This is a genomic window from Paraoerskovia sediminicola, from assembly GCF_030296575.1.
Classification (GTDB): domain Bacteria; phylum Actinomycetota; class Actinomycetes; order Actinomycetales; family Cellulomonadaceae; genus Paraoerskovia; species Paraoerskovia sediminicola.
Window position 1 is genome coordinate 768304 of the sequence record NZ_AP027729.1, and the last position, 17934, is coordinate 786237.

14 protein-coding genes and 2 pseudogenes are annotated in these 17934 nt (G+C 73.5%); 5 read left to right on the forward strand and 11 right to left on the reverse strand.

Annotation, left to right across the window (positions count from 1 at the left end; all coding sequences use genetic code 11):
* Positions 1 to 48: 48 nt before the first annotated feature.
* On the reverse strand, positions 49 to 2613 hold the full coding sequence (locus QUE47_RS03650; RefSeq protein ID WP_434019723.1) for a beta-d-glucosidase: 2565 nt from the start codon (positions 2611 to 2613) through the stop codon (positions 49 to 51).
* A 282-nt stretch (positions 2614 to 2895) separates the two neighbouring features.
* Between QUE47_RS03650 and QUE47_RS17105 the strand changes: the two are divergent.
* From QUE47_RS17105 to QUE47_RS03665, 3 genes and pseudogenes are all read left to right on the forward strand, one after another.
* Positions 2896 to 3456: pseudogene (locus QUE47_RS17105) on the forward strand (TetR/AcrR family transcriptional regulator); the annotation flags it as partial.
* Positions 3457 to 3653: 197 nt separating this feature from the next.
* Complete coding sequence (locus QUE47_RS03660) at positions 3654 to 4424, forward strand: response regulator transcription factor (protein ID WP_286218604.1); 771 nt, start codon at positions 3654 to 3656, stop codon at positions 4422 to 4424.
* A complete protein-coding gene (locus QUE47_RS03665) occupies positions 4421 to 6061 on the forward strand; it encodes a sensor histidine kinase (RefSeq protein WP_286218605.1) in 1641 nt (546 codons plus the stop codon). The genes QUE47_RS03660 and QUE47_RS03665 overlap by 4 nt, the downstream gene beginning before the upstream one ends.
* Positions 6062 to 6112: 51 nt before the next feature.
* Here QUE47_RS03665 and QUE47_RS03670 read toward each other — a convergent pair whose 3' ends face one another.
* Positions 6113 to 6610, reverse strand: a complete 498-nt coding sequence (locus QUE47_RS03670; protein WP_286218606.1) for a DUF2867 domain-containing protein — start codon at positions 6608 to 6610, stop codon at positions 6113 to 6115.
* 64 nt (positions 6611 to 6674) lie between these two features.
* Between QUE47_RS03670 and QUE47_RS03675 the strand changes: the two genes are divergently transcribed.
* A complete protein-coding gene (locus QUE47_RS03675; protein ID WP_286218607.1) occupies positions 6675 to 7025 on the forward strand; it encodes a TetR/AcrR family transcriptional regulator in 351 nt (116 codons plus the stop codon).
* Positions 6968 to 7309 (forward strand): hypothetical protein, encoded by a 342-nt coding sequence (locus QUE47_RS03680; RefSeq protein ID WP_286218609.1) that lies wholly within the window; start codon positions 6968 to 6970, stop codon positions 7307 to 7309. The genes QUE47_RS03675 and QUE47_RS03680 overlap by 58 nt, the downstream gene beginning before the upstream one ends.
* Here the strand turns inward: QUE47_RS03680 and QUE47_RS03685 are convergent.
* From QUE47_RS03685 to QUE47_RS03725, 9 genes and pseudogenes are all read right to left on the reverse strand, one after another.
* Positions 7256 to 8823: pseudogene (locus QUE47_RS03685) on the reverse strand (DUF7059 domain-containing protein). The gene QUE47_RS03680 and the pseudogene QUE47_RS03685 sit on opposite strands and share 54 nt — an antisense overlap.
* A 205-nt stretch (positions 8824 to 9028) precedes the next feature.
* Entirely contained in the window at positions 9029 to 10750 is a 1722-nt protein-coding gene (locus QUE47_RS03690; protein ID WP_286218610.1) for an acyltransferase, read from the reverse strand.
* The gene (locus QUE47_RS03695; protein ID WP_286218611.1) at positions 10747 to 11451 is read right to left on the reverse strand and encodes a DUF624 domain-containing protein; all 705 of its coding nucleotides are present in this window, start codon (positions 11449 to 11451) and stop codon (positions 10747 to 10749) included. The genes QUE47_RS03690 and QUE47_RS03695 overlap by 4 nt, the downstream gene beginning before the upstream one ends.
* Complete coding sequence (locus tag QUE47_RS03700; protein WP_286218612.1) at positions 11448 to 12350, reverse strand: carbohydrate ABC transporter permease; 903 nt, start codon at positions 12348 to 12350, stop codon at positions 11448 to 11450. The genes QUE47_RS03695 and QUE47_RS03700 overlap by 4 nt, the downstream gene beginning before the upstream one ends.
* A complete protein-coding gene (locus tag QUE47_RS03705) occupies positions 12347 to 12745 on the reverse strand; it encodes a carbohydrate ABC transporter permease (protein WP_286218613.1) in 399 nt (132 codons plus the stop codon). The genes QUE47_RS03700 and QUE47_RS03705 overlap by 4 nt, the downstream gene beginning before the upstream one ends.
* Positions 12742 to 13275: a carbohydrate ABC transporter permease gene (locus QUE47_RS03710; protein WP_286218614.1), complete on the reverse strand. Its 534-nt coding sequence runs from the start codon at positions 13273 to 13275 to the stop codon at positions 12742 to 12744. The genes QUE47_RS03705 and QUE47_RS03710 overlap by 4 nt, the downstream gene beginning before the upstream one ends.
* Positions 13276 to 13387: 112 nt before the next feature.
* Positions 13388 to 14692, reverse strand: a complete 1305-nt coding sequence (locus QUE47_RS03715) for an extracellular solute-binding protein (RefSeq protein ID WP_286218615.1) — start codon at positions 14690 to 14692, stop codon at positions 13388 to 13390.
* A gap of 235 nt (positions 14693 to 14927) precedes the next feature.
* The gene (locus QUE47_RS03720; RefSeq protein WP_286218616.1) at positions 14928 to 16760 is read right to left on the reverse strand and encodes a DUF2264 domain-containing protein; all 1833 of its coding nucleotides are present in this window, start codon (positions 16758 to 16760) and stop codon (positions 14928 to 14930) included.
* Entirely contained in the window at positions 16757 to 17794 is a 1038-nt protein-coding gene (locus tag QUE47_RS03725; protein WP_286218617.1) for a hydroxyacid dehydrogenase, read from the reverse strand. Before QUE47_RS03725 ends, QUE47_RS03720 begins: the two co-directional genes overlap by 4 nt.
* Positions 17795 to 17934: the final 140 nt, after the last annotated feature.

The window sequence follows — 17934 nt, forward strand, 5'->3', positions numbered from 1 at the left end:
AGTGCCTCCTTGCACGGTCCGGCGTCACGGGCGTGACGCCGGAGGGTTCTACTTCGGGGTGGGGGTGTTGCTGTCTTCCTGCGGGTCGAGCGGCACCACGGCGTCGAGCCGCAGGTCGCCCACCGAACGGCCTACGCGCAGCGCGTAGTCGCCCGGGGTGTGGCCCACCGGTGCGTACCGGTGTCCCAGATCTGGAACGCGCGCCGCGGGATGCGGACGTGCGCGGTGACCGTCTCGCCGGCAGCGGCGTCGACGGTGGTGAATCCCCCAGCCAGCGGCTCGGGCGGTCGTGGGGGCGCCGGGCGCCTCGAGGTAGGCCTGGACGACCTCGCGCCCGGACCGGGCCCCGGAGTTCGTCACGGTCACCGACACCGTGACCGCGTCCTCGTCGGTGGCCGTCGTGAGCGAGTCGTAGGACCAGGTCGTCCAGCCGAGCCCGTGGCCGAAGGGCGCCGCAGGGTCGAGCCCGTCCCGGACCCAGGCGCGGTAGCCGACGTGGACGCCCTCCGTGTAGTCGACGATGCCCTTGACCGGGATCGCGTCGGGGACCGGGACGTCGGCAGCCCTCGCCGGCAGCGTCCACGGGAGCCGACCCGACGGCTCGGTGGAACCTCCGAGGACGTCCGCGACGGCGCCGCCGCCCTCCTGCCCCGGCAGCCAGCCCCACACGACCGTGGCCGCGTCGTCCAGCCAGGGCAGGAGCACGGGTGCCCCGGCGTTCACGACGACGACGGTCCTCGGGTTGGCGTCGAGCACGCGCCTCACGAGCTCGTCCTGGTTTCCGGGGAGCGCGAGCGACGGACGGTCGTAGCCCTCGGACTCGACCTCCTCGGTCGTACCGACGACGACGACGGCCACGTCGGCCGCGGCGGCCGCGGCGACGGCCTCGGCGAGCTCGTCCTCGGCCGACGGGCCAGGGAGCGCGTGCACCAGCTCGGCCCGGGTGAACACGCCGTAGCCGACGGTGTGGACGACCTGCAGGTCCGCCTCGAGCCGCACCACCCGGGGCGCGCCCTCGGCGACCTCGATCTCGACGGTGCTCGCGAGCGGGTGGTTGTGGCCGGAGCTGAGGACGATGCCGACGTCGACGACCGTGTCACCGGTCGACACCCGGACCCCGTCGACCCGGACGTCGTGGACGCCGACGGTCCCGACGCCGAGGCTGTGCACCCCGGGCTCGCTGAGCAGCACGTCCGCGGAGAGCCGGAGCACGACCGCGTCGGTGCGGATCTCGTGCCGCCAACCGTCCCAGGGCTGGGCCGCGAGGTCGTCGAGCACGGTCCCGTCCTCGGCGAGCAGCTCGATCCGCACACCGCTCCCGCCGGACACGGGGTCGGTGCACGCGGCCGCGACGTCGAGCAGCGGCGGGTTCTTGCGTGGACGGGCTCCGGCGTGCAGCGTCAGCTCGGACCCCGGGAGCGCGGCGCGCAGCTCCTGAGCGAGGTCCGTGACGTGGTCGGGGACCACGAACGACGAACCACCGCCCTGGAGGAAGAGATCGACGGCGCCGGGCCCGATCAGCGCGACCCGGCCCGTCGATCCCTCGCCGACCCCCTGCGTCGGCGAGTCCGTGAGCGGGAGGAGCCCCGCGTCGTCCTTCAGCACGACCATCGAGCGGGCCGTGAGCTCGCGCAGGTAGGCCGCCGACGCCCGCGTGGTCCCGAACTCGGGGAACTCGCCGTCGGTCGGCTCGCCGGGTGCAGAACCGTCGAGGCGCAGCGCCCCCACGCGGACGGCGAGCCGCAGCAGCCGCTCGACCTTGTCGTCGAGCTCGTGCTCGGCGACGTCACCCGCGAGGACCGCCGCGTGCAGGCCTTCGCCCCAGACGCCGTCCGGCCCAGGCATCTGCAGGTCCAGACCGCCGCGGACCGCCCCGACGACCGACTTCGTCGCGACCCAGTCGCTGACGACGACGCCGTCGAAACCCCACTCACCCTTGAGGACCCCGGTCGTCAGGGGTCGGTGCTCGAGGGCGGGGCCGGCGAACCGGCCGTCGTCGACCCCGCTGTAGGCGCCCATGACGCTCCACGCGTCGGCGTCCTTGACGAGGCGCTCGAACGGGGCGAGGTAGACCTCGCGCAGCGTGCGCTCGTCGACGCGCGCCACGTAGCGCGTGCGGTCGGTCTCGGAGTCGTTGGCGACGTAGTGCTTGACGCACATCCCGACGCCGCGCTCCTGCGCCGCCCGGACCAGCGCGACGGCGATCTCCGCCGTCAGCACCGGGTCCTCGGAGAAGCACTCGAAGTGGCGGCCGCCGACCGGCGTGCGCTGGATGTTGACCTGCGGGGCGAGCACCATGTCCACCCCGTGCCGGCGCGCCTCGGCGGCGAAGAGCTCGCCGGCCCGGCGCGTCAGGTCGAGGTCCCAGGTCGCCGCGAGGGCGCTGGGCGCGGGGAACATCGCCGAGGTCTTGACCCCGGAGTCCTCGGTGCCGCGGACGCCCACGGGGCCGTCCGACATGATCATCGGGCGCAGGCCGATGCGCGGCACGCCCCGCGTGGCCCACATGCCGGCGCCGACGACGAGGCCGACCTTCTCCTCGAGGGTCAGCTCGCCGACGAGCGTCTCCAGCTCCAGACCTCTGTCGGTCGGGGCCGTGGTCTCCAGTGACACGCGAGCTCCAGTTCAACGTCGTTGGTGATGCCGGTCGATCGGGTCCTGCGGTAGTTCGGACGGACCGCTTACTGACTTGTCAGTAAGTGACCGTGGACACATCTAAACACACTTACTGACGGGTTAGTAACTCCCGAGAGGTCACAGTATGGTTGCGACATGAGCGAAGTGATCGTCACGGGCGACGAGGCCCGATCCGGAGCCCGGACCAGCGGCACGGCACGTGCCCGCAAGCCGCGCAAGGCCACCGCGGAGCGCCGTGAGGAGATCCTGCGGGCCGCGATGCGCACGTTCGGCTCGAAGGGCTACCACAACGGTTCGCTCTCCGAGGTGGCCGAGCAGGTCGGCATCACGCACGCGGGCGTGCTCCACCACTTCGGCTCCAAGGACCAGCTGCTCATCGCCGTGCTGGAGTTCCGCGACCGCGAGGACGTCGAGCACCTCGAGGGCCAGCACATCCCGGGCGGCATCGAGCTGTTCCGTCACCTCGTGCGCACCGCCGCGATGAACGCCAACCGCCGCGGCATCGTCCAGACCTACACCGTCATCACCGCGGAGTCGGTCACCGACGACCACCCCGCCGGCCCGTGGGTGACCCGTCGCTTCGCCGGCCTGCGCGACGACCTCGCCAACGCGTTCCGGGAGATCCTGCGCGGGTCCGCCGACGCACCGGAGGACCCCTCCCGCCCGGCGCAGTCCGACGCGGCCCTCGACGTCGCCGCCAGCACGATCATCGGCGTGATGGACGGGCTGCAGACGCAGTGGCTCCTCGACCCGGAGGCCGTCGACCTCGCGGGCACCTCGGGATTCGCCATCGAGGCGATCGTCAACGCGGTCCTCGAAGGGGACGACCGGGCCCGCCCGCTCGAGCCGCTGGGCCCCCGCTCATGCCCCCCGGCAGCCACACCGCCCCGCCCGCTGCCGAGTCCTGACCGACCGGCACGCCCGCACGCGTGCCGTGCCGCGCCCGTCCGCCCGTCCACAGGTGACGCACAGGTGCAGCACAGGCGCACCGGAGCCCGCCGCGCCAGACTGACGGCGTGACGAACCCCCATGCAGCGCCCGACCCCCAGCACACCGCGACCAGCACCCCCGAGGCGCTCACCCGCCCGGACGGGTCCCCGGTACGGGTGCTCGTGGTCGACGACGAGCCGAACCTGGCGGAGCTCCTCACCTCGGCGCTGCGGTACGAGGGCTGGGACGTGTCCACGGCGCTCGACGGGCAGTCCGCGATCCGGACCGCCCGGGAGGTGTCCCCCGACGTCATCGTCCTCGACGTCATGCTCCCCGACCTCGACGGCCTCTCCGTGCTCCGCCGGGTGCGCAGCGTCCAGCCGGACGTCCCCGTCCTGTTCCTCACGGCCCGCGACGCCGTCGAGGACCGCGTCGCCGGCCTGACCGCGGGCGGCGACGACTACGTGACGAAGCCGTTCAGCCTCGAGGAGGTCGTGGCTCGCCTCCGCGGCCTGATGCGCCGAGCCGGGGCCACGGCTCGCGCGGGGGCGACCCTCGTCGTCGGCGACCTCACCCTCGACGAGGAGTCGCACGAGGTCGCCCGCGCCGGCACGCAGATCTCGCTCACCGCGACGGAGTTCGAGCTGCTGCGGTACCTGATGCGCAACGCGCGCCGGGTGCTCTCGAAGCCACAGATCCTGGACCGGGTGTGGAACTACGACTTCGGCGGCCAGGCGAACATCGTCGAGCTGTACATCTCGTACCTGCGCCGCAAGATCGACGCGGGCCGCGAGCCGATGATCCATACCCTGCGCGGGGTCGGGTACGTCCTGAAGCCCGCCGCCGAGGCCGGATGAGCGCCTCCGCACCCCGGACGGGGCGGCCCGGGCGGCCACTCACGCTGCGGCGGCGCCTGGTCGTCGTGGTCGTCGTCGTCCTGGTGGCGTTCTCCGCCGCGCTCGGGACGACGTCGGCCCTCGCCCTGCGGTCGAGCCTGGTCTCCCAGCTCGACGCCGCCCTGCAGAGCGCGAGCCAGCGCACCGAACGGTTCCGCGACGACCCGCCCCTGCCCGCCGACGAGCAGGGACTCGGGCCCGCCGACGAGCGCGCGGGCGACAGCGGGACCGGCGGGACCGGCGACGACCTCCGGCCGGAGCCGATCCCCGGTGACCAGGTCGACCCACCTCCGGGGCAGTCGGCCGGGACGATCAACATCGTCCGGTCGGGCACCGGCGAGGTCGCGGCCGCGGGCTACGTCGACGAGGCGGGCGACTGGCAGCCGTTGACGGGCGAGCAGTCGGACGCGTTCGCGAGCGTGCCGGACGACGGCGCCGTCCACGTCGTCGACGTCCCCGGGCTCGGGAGCTACCGGACCGTGGCCCAGGAGCGACCGGACGGGTCGTCGTCGGTCACCGCGATGAGCACGGCGGAGCTCGACCACACCGTCAGCAGGTTCGTCGTCGTCGAGCTCTCGCTGGCGCTGGTCGGGATCGTCGCGGCAGGTGCGCTCGGCGCGTGGCTCGTGCGGCGGTCGCTGCGCCCTCTCGACGCCGTCGCGGACGCCGCCACCGCGGTCTCCGAGCTCCCGCTCGACCGCGGCGAGGTCGCCGAGATCCCGCGGGTCGACGCCTCGCTCGCCGACGACCGCACCGAAGTAGGTCGCGTCGGCGCCGCCCTCAACCGCATGCTCGGGCACGTCGAGTCCTCCCTGACCGCGCGGCACGACTCCGAGACGCAGGTCCGGCAGTTCGTCGCGGACGCCTCGCACGAGCTGCGCACCCCGCTGGCGTCGATCCGCGGGTATGCGGAGCTCGTGCGCCGGTCGCCGGACGAGGTCCCGGAGGGGACGAGGCGCTCGCTCGACCGCATCGAGTCGGAGTCCGTGCGCATGGGCGCGCTCGTCGAGGACCTGCTGCTGCTGGCGCGGCTCGACGCCGGCCGCGCGCTCGAGCGTGTACCGGTCGACCTCGCAGCGCTGGCCGTCGACGCGGTCATGGACGGCCACGCCGCCGGCCCGGACCATGTGTGGGAGCTCGACCTGCCCGAGCCCGACCGTGAACCCGACCGTGAGCCCGACCGTGAGGGTGGCGCCTCGGAGGGCGACCACGAGGTCGGCGACGGAGGGCTCGACGTCCTCGGCGACGAGGCGCGGCTCCGGCAGGTCTTCACGAACCTGGTGGGCAACGCCCGCGTCCACACGCCCGCGGGGACGCGGGTCGTCGTCGGCCTCCGCCCCGAGGAGGCGTGCGTGGTCCTCACGGTGTCGGACGACGGCCCGGGAGTCCCCGAGTCCCTCGCGCCCTCGCTGTTCCAGCGGTTCTCCCGCGGCGACTCGGCGCGCAACCGCGTGAGCGGCTCCACGGGGCTGGGCCTCGCGATCGCGGACGCCGTCGCCCACGCGCACGGCGGGAGCATCGCCGTCCGATCCCCCGGGGACCTGGCGTCGAAGGGCCGGCCCGGCACGACGTTCGAGGTCACGCTGCCGCGCGAGTAGCGGTCGCGAGGCGGTCTCCGACCGACCGGGGTGCGGCTATCGCTGGGCCGGTCAGGCCTGGCGACCTTGCCGAGCCATCGAGCGCGCGGCCCGTCGCATCATCGACTGGACGATCGGGCCGTGAGCGAGCTGGACCGGGGCGAAGTAGGCACGTCCTCGCCATCCGTGCAGCCGCACCGCCGTGGTCACGCGCACCAGCCGCGCGGAGCCGTCCACCGCGACGCCGCACCGGAAGTCCAGGTGATCGTCGTCCGCGACGATCAGCGCCTCCTCACCCTCGACGCGGGCGACATCGAAGACGCCGGACTCGCCGGGAGGCACGCCGATGAGCGGCGCGAGCGCCTGCCGCAGGACGAACGCGCCACGCACCCAGACCGGGGCTGCGCGGACGTCGAAGATCGCGCGCGCCCACGCTGCCGGGTCCACGGGGGCGCCGTCGGGCAAGGGCACGAGGGCGACGTCCGCGAAGTCCGGGCGCGGGACGTCGTCGAGCGCGAGGGACGAGAAGCACGGCGTCGTACTCGATGCCGGCGAGGGTGCTGGGCTCATCGGGGACCTTTCTCCACGGTTCCGTACGCCACCGTACGGATATCTGTACGGTACCGTATGGATCATGTCCCCCGCAGCCCGACGCGACGCCTCGGCGTGGGTCGACGCCGCCTACGACGCCTTCGCGTCGGCCGGCCTCGAGGCGGTCAAGGTCGAACCGGTCGCCCGAGCGCTGGGCGCCACGAAGGGCTCCTTCTACTGGCACTTCACCGATCGGCAGGCCCTCGTCGACGCGGTGCTCGCCCGCTGGGAGACCGAGACGGAGGAGATCATCTCGGAGGTCGAGGCGGCCCCCGGCGGACCGACGGAACAGCTCGCCACGCTCTTCGCCGCCGTCACCCGGCGCCGCTCCCCCGGGTGGGCGAGCAGCTCCTCTACGCCCAGGCCGAGCTCCCCGGGGTCGGCGAGACCCTGACCCGGGTCACCGAACGGCGGCTCGACGTCGTCACGCGCCTGCTGACGTCCGCGGGCTTCACGCCCGACGAGGCCCGTGCACGCGCGACCATCGCTCTCGCCACGGTCGTCGGTGCCGAACAGCTGGCGCTCGCCACACCGGCCCTCGTCCCGACCGGCGCCGACGCACGACGGGTGCGGGAGCTCAGCCTCGCCATGGTCGTCGGCCGCACCGCGCCGACCGCACCGGGGTCAGGACGCGCGGAGGAACCCGTCGCGGACGAGATCGCGGACGGCGGGCAGTAGCTCCGCAGCGAGCTCGTCGGCGCGCACCTCGAACAGCGACGCGAGCGCGCCGACGATCTGCCCGACGCTGAGCTCGCCGTCACACACGCCGACGAGCGCGGCGAGCGGCGACGACGCGTGGACCCCCGACCGAGTCCGCCGCCCTGCCGGATCACGACGACGTTCGGGTCGCTCTGCCCGGGCGCGTGGAACCGCTCCTCGCTCACGTCGGCCGCGACCACGAGGCGGGCCTCGGCGAGCGCCGCGTCGGTGCGGCCACGGAGCCAGTCGTGCGCCGCGAGGGACGCGGCGACGTGCCCGCCGAGCGGCTGGTGCACCGCGCCCGAGTGCTCCTCGAGGCGACGCAGCCGTGCCGCCTCCGGGACGCCCTGGGCCTCGGGCGGCCGGCGCAGCGTCACGATCCCGAAGCCGATGCCCTCGACGTCGCGCGTCGCGAAGTCGTCGAGCCACGCCCCGTAGGCGGACGCCCAGGCCGCCGGCTCGCGCTCGGGAGTCGTGCCCCCGTCCCGGATCCACGTCTCCGCGTACTCGGCGGGGTCCTGGACCTCACGCTGGATCACCCACCCGTCGAGCCCCGACTCGTCCAGCCAGCGCCCCACCCGCTCGGTCCACGGTTCGCCCCGGCGGTGCTCCCAGTTGCCCAGCATCTGGGCGACGCCGCCCGGCGCGAGCACCGCGCCCACCCCCGTGACGAGGTCGCGGACGACGTCGTCACCCGCGCGGCCCCCGTCCCGGTACTCGTACTCCGGGATCCCCGCGGCGGCGTCCGCCGACGACCCGGACCCCGACCGCCGGGGCGTGATGACGAACGGCGGGTTGCTCACGACGAGGTCGAACCGCTCGCCGGCGACCGGGTCGAGCATCGACCCCTCGCGCAGGTCCAACCGGTCCTCGTCGAGGCCGGCCAGCGCCCGGTTGAACGCCGCGAACGCCAGCGCCCGGCGCGAGATGTCGGTACCGACCACGGCCCGTGCGTGCCGGGAGGCGTGCAACGCCTGGATGCCGCACCCCGTCCCGAGGTCGAGCACCCGGTCCACCGGCTCACGGACCGTGACCTGGGCCAGGGTCGTCGAGGCACCGCCCGCGCCGAGGACGTGGTCACCCGCGAGCCGCCGACCGGTGGCGAGCTCGCCGAGGTCGGAGGCCAGCCACCAGGACACCTCGCCCGCGGCGTCCGCGGCGGCGTACGGACGCAGGTCGATCGCGGCCCGCACCGCGTCGTCGGCGCCCTGACCGGCGCGGCGGACGAGGCCGAGGCGCACCGCGCCGTCCACGCCGACGGACGGCAGCGCCCGACCGAGGACGGACGCGGGGACCTCGCCCCCGAGCAGGAACAGCGTGGAGAGTGCGGCGACGGCCTCACGGGGGCGGGCGTCGTTCGCGCCGAGCACGTCGGCGAGCACCCGTCGCGCCGGCACGGTCTGCTCGCGGTGCAGCGCGGCGGCCGCGACGGGGCCGAGCAGCCCCTCCACCCCGTCGACGGTGAAGTCGGCACCGACCAGGTCGGCGCGCAGCGCGGCGACGGTGCCGGCAGCGCTACCTGGCCCGGCGGGTCCGGGAGTGTCGACGGACGGGACGTTCGAGGGCTCGGTCACGCACCGATTCTCCCCCGGCCGGGTGTCCCGCTGCTGCCTGAGGGGGCGAGGGCGCCGAGGTCCAGGAGCGGATCGGGGCGGTGGACGCCGCGGGGTCGGTACCCGAGGTCGTCGGCCCGGTCGATCAGGTCGGCCGCGTACCAGGCGAGCGCCAGCCACATCTCGGTGCCCTGGAGCGTGGGCTCCAGGCCCGGAGCGAACGGGAGGCCCCGACCCGGGACCCACGCACCGGTGGCGAGGTCGAGGACGTGCGCGGCGACGTCGGCCACCTCGCCGCTCCGGTGGTCCGGGTCGACGCGTCGGGACCACCACAGGAGCTGGACGACGTCGAGCGCGTCGCAGGCGGTCCATGTCCCGCGTCGTAGCTCGGCGGCACGTCGGAGCACGGCGTCCACGAGGGCGCGCGGCCTGCCGACGGGCAGCCCCCACAGGTGCAGCGTGCCGCGCAGGGCCCGGTAGGCGCCGTTGACGGGCTCGCGCAGTCCGTCGCGCGCGGTGCCCCACAGCCCTGTGCCCGCGCTCTGGCGCGTGGCGAGCCAGCCGACGACCGCCTCTGCCGCGGCGGACCGCTCACCGCCCGCGAGCATCGCCCAGGTGAGCGCGGAGCCGACCGCGTCGACGTGCGCACCGGCCCCCACGCGCCCGAGTCCCACGGCAGCCGGTCCAGGAGCGCCAGCAGGTCCCCCGGGGCGGCACCGACGATCGCCGCGACCGGGTGCGCGGGCCGGGCACCGAGGAGGTCCAGCGCGTGGCCGACGCAGAGCACGTGGTACGCCTGGTCGTCGCGCGGCAGCGACCCGTGGGTCGTCCCCGTCCGCCCGGGGACAGCGGCAGCAGCGCCGACGGATCCGGCGGCTTCGGCGGCTCGACGGACGCCGCTCCCGAGCTCGGGCACGAGCCCCGTCGCCGGGTCCTGCCACCCCTGCAGGAGCGCCACGTGCTCCGTACGGGACAGCGGCGACGGAGCCGCTCGGGCGATGAGGTCGGCGAGCTCGACCGCGTCGCAGTGTGCGCGCACCGTCGCGGCCGAGCCCGGCCCGTCGTGGAAGGCGCCGTCGCGCCACGCCGCGTCGAGGATCGCAGGGACGTCCGCGCGTGCACGCTCCCCCAGGTCACGCACGCCGATCCGGGACGGCCGGCCCGAGGCCCGCCGTCCGCTCCCGCTCGGTCCGCCGGTCGCCGTCGACCCGGCGACCCCGCTGCGGCCGGGCCGCCGGTCGCGGACGACGCGGGCCGGGTTCCCGACGACGACCGCCCAGTCGGGCACGTCCCGGGTGACGACGGAACCGGCACCGACCACCGCGTGCGACCCGACGGTGACGCCGTCACGGACGACGACGTGCGCACCGATCCACACGTCGTCCCCGACGGTGATGCCCTGGCTGCGCAACGGCTGGCGGAACATCTCGGTGTCCGGGTCGTCGAAGGTGTGGTCGAAGCCGAGGATCGACGTCCCCGCACCGATGCGCACCGCCCGGCCGAGCCGCACCCTCCCGCGCACGGTCACCCGGACGTTCACGGAGCAGTCCGCGCCGACGACGACGTCGCCGCCGACGTGCGCGTCCGCCGCGACGTAGCTGCGGTCACCGAGCTCGAACCGCTCGGCCCGGACCGCGGCGCGGGACGAGACGACGCACCCCTGCCCGATCACGTGCCCACGGTCGCGCAGCGCAGCGAGCCGTGCGCCCTGCTCCGCCTTCTGCGCGTCGGTCGCGAGCTCGTCCCACGCCCACACCTCGACGTCGGCGACAGCGTGGTCGTGGCGCGGACGCGACGCTCCCGCGGCACCGACGACCGGGGCGCCGTCCTCGTCGAACGGCCCCGCGGCGTCCGGCACCCGCGTCACGCGGCCTCGGCGCTGCCCGGGAGCCGCTCCACGGCGAACCGACCGTTCGCCCACACCACGTAGAGCAGCGGCGCGGCCGCGAGCCCGATCGCGACCGCAGGCTGCGCGGCGAACAGGGCGAAGAGCAGCCCGGCCGAGAACAACGAGAGCGCCGTCAGGTACCAGCGGCGCAGCGCGAGGTACGGGGCGACCCGCAGCACGTCGCGCAGACGCAGGTCCGGCCGCTCGGCGGCGACCACGACGAGCACGGGGACCGTCGCGACGACCAGGGCGATCAGGACGGCGAGGACCGGGATCGCCACCGCCCCGACCTGCATGCCCCAGACGGCGCGGACGTCGACCCCGAGGACGACGAGGGCGCCGACGACGACGGCACCGACGGCCAGCGAGCGACGGAACCCGGCACGCCAGGCCGCGGCGAAGGTGCGCACGACCGTGGTGCTGCCCTCCTGCGAGAACGCCCGGTACACGGCGCACACCGCCGTCAGGGTCGGGAACGCGAACGGCGCCGCGAGCGCCAGCAGCAGCCACGAGCGTGTCGGGTCGGTCGTCACGAGGAGGACGACGAACGGCAGCGAGCCGACGAGCAGCAGCAGGTTCGTCATCAGCCCGACGTACGCGACCCCGAACACGGTCTCGAGCGCGCCGTGGGTGAGGAACCTCCGGCGCGGCGCCCGGGCGGCGGTGACCACGGCGCTCATCCCTTCAGCCCGCTCGTCGCGATGCCCTCGATGAAGTAGCGCTGACCTGCGAGGAAGATGATCGCGATCGGCAGCACCGAGATCACCGACCCGGTCATGATGAGCGCGTAGTCGGCGTTGTACTGGCCGATGAACGTCTTGAGCCCGAGCTGCAGCGTCCAGAGGTCGGGGCTGCGCAGGTAGATCAGGGGCCCGAGGTAGTCGTTCCACGTGTTCGTGAAGGTGATGAGCGTGAGGCTCGCGATCGCGGGGACGGACAGCGGGATCATGATGCGCCGCCAGATCCCGTACTCGGAGAGCCCGTCGATGCGTGCCGCCTCGCTGAGCTCCTCCGGCACCGTCTCGAAGAACTGCTTCATGAGGAACACGCCGAACGCCCCGAACGTCTGCAGCGCGAGGATCGCCCACAGGGTGTTCGACAGGCCGATCTTCGACAGCATGACGAACTGCGGGATCATGTACGCCTGCCACGGGACGGCGATCGTCGCCACGTAGATCAGGAACAGCGCGTCGCGGCCGGCGAAGCGGACCTTCGAGAACCCGTACGCCGCGAAGCTGCCCGTGAGCACCTGGAGGAACGTGACGCTCACGGACAGGATCAGCGTGTTCTTGATCCACGTCGTCATGTCCGACTTCTGCCAGATCTCGACGTAGTTGTTCCAGACGAAGGGGTCGGGGATCCACTGGATCGGGACCGTGAACACGTCGTTGTTGGTCTTCAACGACGAGATGACCATCCAGACGAACGGGAGCAGGACCGCGGCGGCCGCGAGGGCCAGCACGACGTAGAGCACGCCGCGGCCTGCGCGCTTCGCCGGGGTGGGCCGACGCGGGCCGCGCACGACCGGCCCGCCCTCGATCTGCGACACCGGGAGGGTCGCTGCGGTGGTGGCGCTCATCGGGACTGCCTCCTGTTCACGGCGAACTGCACGATGGTGACGGCGATGCAGATGAAGAACAGCGCGACGGACACCGCTGACGCATAGCCGAACTGGTTCTCGACGAACCCCTTCTCGTAGATGTACTGCGAGAGCACGAGCGTCGACTGGCCGGGGCCGCCGTCCGTCATCAGCAGGATCAGGTCGAAGACCTTGAGGCTGCCGATGGTGAGGATCACCGTGATGAAGAACGTGGTCGGCCGCAGGGACGGGAGCGTGATGCTCCAGAACCGCTGCCACGCGTTGGCGCCGTCCATGCGTCCGGCCTCGTAGAGCTCGCGCGGGATCGTCTGGAGGCCCGCGAGGAAGAGGAGCATGTAGTAGCCCATCTCCCGCCACACGCCGACGATGATCACCGCGGGCATCGACCACGCGGCGGACGTCGTCCACCCCGGGGGTTGTCGACGCCGAAGAACCGCAGGAGCTGGTTGATCGGGCCGAAGTCGGGGCTGAACAGCATGTTCCACACGACGGCGATGGCGACCATCGACGTGATGTAGGGGAAGAAGGCCGCGGTCCGGAAGAACGCGACGCCCTTGAGCTTCTGGTTGAGGAGCAGCGCGAGCCCGAGGGACGCCATGAGGGTCAGCGGGATGTGCAGGCCGGAGTAGTACAGGGTGTTGAGCAGCGCCCTGCGGAAGCTGTTGTCCTCGAAGAGCCTCGTGAAGTTGTCGAGACCGACCCACGGGGCCGCGCCGAACGCGTTCCAGCTCGTGAACGACAGGTAGAAGAGGGCGATCACGGGGATCAGGGTGAGCGTCCCGAAGCCGAGGAAGTTCGGCAGGATGAACGTCCACCCGATGAAGTTGTTGCGTCGCCGCAGCCGGGTTCCCGGCTTGCTCCGACGGTGTGCGGTCGAGGGTGTCTCGACGGACGTCGTCGCCATGGGGCGCTCCTGTCGATCAGTGGATGGGGCGGGGTCCGGCGCGACGGCGACCGCTCGGCGCGCTCGGCGCGCTCGGCGCGTCACGCCGGACCCAGGTGCAGCGGAGGCTGCGTCAGCCGATGTCGGCCTCGCTCTTGGCGCGGTCCTGCGCCTCGGCGATGGCGTCGTCGATCGACGAGGTCCCGGACATGATCGCGGAGTGCATGTCCCCGAGGATCGCCTGCACCGTCGCGACGTTCGGCGCGACCGGGTTCTCCGGAGCCGTCTCGTGGGTGGCGAACGTGAACTTCGACAGGTCGTCGCCCGGCACGCCGTCGACGGCGAAGTACGCGTCGACCACCGAGTCGGCCTGGTACGCCGGGGTGATGCCGATCTCCGCGAGCGCGGCGGCCGCGTCCGCCCCACCGATGAACGAGAGGAACTTCTTCGCGGCGTCGGCCTTCGACTCGTCGATCGCCGGGTTGATCCCGACACCGGTCGGGTCACCGAAGGTCACGGGGTTGTCGGTCGTGCTCGCGTCGAGCTGCGGCGCCGGGGCGATGCCCCACGCGAACTCGTCCGCGTCGCCGCTCTCCACCTGGGCGAGGAGCGTGGCCACGTACCAGCTGCCCATGAGCATCATGGCGGTCTTCTGGGTACCGAACTGGGCCTGGTAGCTGAGGCTGTTGGTGGTGGCGGTGCCGTAGTCGACCTGGGCGCCGGAGTCCTGGAGGTCGACGGCCTTCTCGTAGTACGGCTTGAAGTACGCGTAGTCGCCGCTCAGGATGTCGCCGTCAGGGCTCTGCGAGTTCGCGAACCCCTGCAGGGTGGACTGCCACGTGTGCTCGTAGGTGCCGTCCACGCCGTCGCCGAGGGCCCCGTCGAGCTCCTTCGCCGTCGCGACGTAGTCGTCCCAGGTCCACGAGCCGTCCGGGGCGTCGACGCCGGCCTCGTCGAACAGGTCCTGGTTGTAGTAGAGGTACCAGGAGTCCTGGCGGTACGGGACCGCGTACGTGACGCCGTCCACCTCGTACGCCTCGACGCCCTTGGTGTCGTCGTCGAACCCGCCCGCGACGTCGGAGACGTCCATGAGCTGGCCGCCGCCCTGGTACGTGGTGAACCCCGCGAGGGTCTTCTGCGCGTACATGTCGGGTGCGCTGCCTGCGGCGAGGTCGGCAGTCATCTGCGTGTCGTAGTCGTCGGCGCTGTACTCCTGGAGCTCGACGGTGATGTCGGGCTCCGCCTCGTGGAACGCGTCGGCGAGCACCTGGAACTCGGGCGTGGTCGACAGGCTCCACCCCGCGAGCGTGAGCTCGACCGGGCCGTCGGCCGCGGCGTCGCCGTCCCCGCCGCCCGAGTCCCCGTCGCCGCTGCAGCCGGCGAGCACGAGCGATGCCGCTGCTGCCAGGCCGACCGCCGTGGTCAGTGAGCGCTTCATGTCGATATCTCCTTTGAAATCGCCGACCCGGGGCCCGGGCCGTGCCGTCCACCGGGTCACCTGGTCGGCGTCCGGCGTCGTTCGTGGTGGTGCGTCTACGTGGTCGTGCTGGTCCTCGTGCCGTCCGGCCAGACGACGTCGGCCACGGGCCGGTCCTCAGGCCCGCCGAGCGTGCAGGTCACCGTGAGGTCCGCGGCGACCTGCGGCTGCTCGGCGACGTCTCGTCGGAGCTCGATCAGGACGGCGGACCACTCCCCGGCAGCGCCGGGAAGGCCATCGCCGGGACCGCAGCGGCGTCGCCGAACGGGCTGCCGTCGGAGCGACCGAGCACCTCGGGTCGCCCCGCGCCGAGGACGGAGACCACCGTCGAGCGCAGCGCGCCGGCTGCGGCCGCGGCCTGCCGGTCGCCGGACGTCGTCCCGACCTCGTCGGGCTCGCCGGCCACGGGCCAACCGCTGATCCGGAGCTCGGGGGTCGTGCCGGGCTCGGCGCCCTCGATGCCCTCGATGCGCTCGACCCGCACGAGCCGGAGCTCCCAGGGTCCGCGCAGCAGCGACACCACGCGGAGGTCCCCGGCCGCTCGAGGGGTTCCGGTGCGCCCGGACCCGTGGTCGTGGCCGGCGGGTTCGACGTCGAGCCAGTGCGCGGAGACGTCGGACGCCGCCACGGCGACCGCCGCCGCGCTCCCGTCGTCCGGCCGGTCGACCCGTGCCTGCAGGCAGCGCATCCCGGCGCGGTGCGTGGCGCGGCCGTGGGCGTCCAGCAGGACCACCGACTGGTCCGACGGGTCCGTCGTCGACGCCTCGTCGATCAGCGGGAAGGTCGCCGTCGAGTAGCCGATCCGTGCGTAGAGCGGCGAGTCGCCGACGAGGTCGCCCTCGTGGGCGTGGTCGGTCCCGTGGTTGGCGATGCGGACGACGCCGTCGGCCCGGGTGCCGCTGACGACCCAGCCCGCGGGGCCCACGGCGCGGAGGGCGTCGCCCTCCTCGACGGGGAGCGCGGCGTCGGGCGCCGTCCACACGGGGTGCTCGGCGGGCAGCGCTATGCCGAGCATGCCCTTGGCCGCCCAGTACGGGGAGCCGGTGCCCGAGTAGGTCTGGGCGATGCCGCGCCACGGACGGTGCAGCCCGAGGGTGAGCAGCCCGTCGCCGTCGGGCGAGCCGCGCTGCGCGAAGTGGTCGACGATCCCGGTGCCGGCACGACGCAGCAGCCCCGGGGCCGTGCTCGGCACCTCGGCGATCGCGCCGGCCCAGAACGGCGCCGCCGCCGCGAACTTGTAGGTGAGGCTGCGTCCCTGGAGCAGCGGGCCGCCGTCCGCCCCCACGAGGTGGACCGCGTCGAGCAGGAACCGGTCCAGGCGCGCGACGTCGTCGACCGCCCGGCCCGGCGCGAGGTCCGCGGTGAGCTCCGCCGCGCCCTGCATGCGCGACCAGAGCACCGGGTAGAGGTGCATCGCCCACCCGACGTAGTGGTCGAACGACCGCTCCTCCCCGTCGGAGAACCAGCCGTCGCCGCGGTAGTAGGAGTCGTGCTTCGCGAGGTCGTCGGCGATGTCGTCGGCGGACCAGTGCCCGCCGACCGACCGCAGGAACGTCTCGACCGTGACGCGGAACCAGAGCCAGTTGTTGCGCGGGTACGTCGTGTCGCCGACGACCTCGGCGAGGTAGTCGACGACCTGCTCCTGGACGAGCGGTGCCAACCGGTCCCAGATCAGGGGGCGCGTCATGTCGAGGATCAGGGCGAGGGAGGCCGCCTCGACCTTGGCCTGCCCGTGCTCGCTCGGCCGGACCCAGCGCTCGGCGGAGTGCGGGTCGGTGCCCGCCGCGAAGCCCTCGGCGTACCACTCGGCGAGACCGTCGGGGTCGGCGTCGGGCTCGCCTGCGAGGCGGAACCCGGCGAGCAGGAGCGTGCGGGCGAAGCCCTCGAGGCCGTCGACGTCCGTGCCGTAGCCTCCGGGCGCGCCGGGGAGCGTGATCCGGGCGTGCCCCGGGGAGCCGTAGGGGCGCGCGGCCCGGAGCATCGTGTCGGCGAGCGCCACCATCTCGGTGCGCGTGCGGACCCGGGTCATGCGCTCACGTCCAGGTGCTCGCGGGTCACCGGGGCCAGCGGGGCCTCCCCGGCGATCCAGCGCTCGAGCTCGTCGAGCGCGTGGTCGCTCATGCGGCGGGTCTCGGACCCGAGGGAGCCGGCGATGTGCGGGGTCACCATCACGTTCGACCGGGTGTGGAGCGGGGAGGCCGCCGGCAGCGGCTCGGGGTCCGTGACGTCGAGGATCGCGTCGATGCGACCGCTCGCGCACTCGGCCTCGAGGGCCGCGGTGTCCACGAGCGACCCGCGCGCCGTGTTGATCAGCGTGGCGCCGTCGGGCATCGCCGCGAGCTCCGCCGCACCGATCATGCGGTACGTCGACGGGAGCGCCGGGGCGTGCAGCGAGACGATGTCGCTGCGGCGCACGAGCTCGTCGAGCTCGACGAGCTCGGCGCCCAGCGATGCGACCTCGGCGGCGTCCACGGTCGGGTCGGCGACGAGCACCGCACCGGTCTCGAGGATCCGCAGCAGGTCGAGCACCTTGCGCCCGATGCGCGAGAGGCCCACGAGACCCACGGTGCGGCCGCGGTTCGAGAGCTCGCCCTGCTCGCCGGCGACCGACCAGCCGCGCCCGGCGGTCCCCGAGTCGGCGGCGATGAACGGCGCCTTCTTCCCGGCGAGGATGATCGCGGCGAGCGTGAACTCGGCGACCGGGCGCGCGTTCTCGTCGGCCGCGGAGGTCACGAGGAGCCCGTGGTCCCACGTCCGGTCGGGGAGCACCCCGCGGACGGTGCCGGCGCAGTGCAGCACCGCGCGCAGCCTCGGCGCCCGGGCCAGCCGCTCCGCGGTCAGTGCCGGAGCACCCCACGAGGTGAGGACGACGTCGGCCTGCGCGAGGAGGGCGATCGCCTGGGGCGAGTCGAGCTCGCTGATGCACACGGGGTCGGTGGTCTGCGCGAGACCGGCGAGCCGGTCGAGCTGCTCGGCGTGGAACTGGAGATCGAACGTACGGCGGTCCATCAGGAGGAGCGCCGTCGGCCGGTCGCTACGGGTGCCGCTCGGGGCGTCGTCCACGGGCCTGCCTTCCTCGTCGAAGTTCGGGCCTGTTCGTTCAGGCCCCGCAGGACGATCATCAGTGATCGAAACCGTCCGGTGCCTAGTTAAACGTGCAGGATCGAAACGGTCAAGACGGGAATGATGCTAAGATTCGATCA

Coding starts and splice junctions, on each gene's coding strand:
- QUE47_RS03715 (WP_286218615.1), bottom strand. CDS start 14,692: ATGAAGCGCTCACTGACCACGGCGGTCGGCCTGGCAGCAGCGGCATCG.
- QUE47_RS03670 (WP_286218606.1), bottom strand. CDS start 6,610: ATGAGCCCAGCACCCTCGCCGGCATCGAGTACGACGCCGTGCTTCTCG.
- QUE47_RS03720 (WP_286218616.1), bottom strand. CDS start 16,760: ATGACCCGGGTCCGCACGCGCACCGAGATGGTGGCGCTCGCCGACACG.
- QUE47_RS03695 (WP_286218611.1), bottom strand. CDS start 11,451: ATGAGCGCCGTGGTCACCGCCGCCCGGGCGCCGCGCCGGAGGTTCCTC.
- QUE47_RS03700 (WP_286218612.1), bottom strand. CDS start 12,350: ATGAGCGCCACCACCGCAGCGACCCTCCCGGTGTCGCAGATCGAGGGC.
- QUE47_RS03675 (WP_286218607.1), top strand. CDS start 6,675: ATGTCCCCCGCAGCCCGACGCGACGCCTCGGCGTGGGTCGACGCCGCC.
- QUE47_RS03665 (WP_286218605.1), top strand. CDS start 4,421: ATGAGCGCCTCCGCACCCCGGACGGGGCGGCCCGGGCGGCCACTCACG.
- QUE47_RS03710 (WP_286218614.1), bottom strand. CDS start 13,275: ATGGCGACGACGTCCGTCGAGACACCCTCGACCGCACACCGTCGGAGC.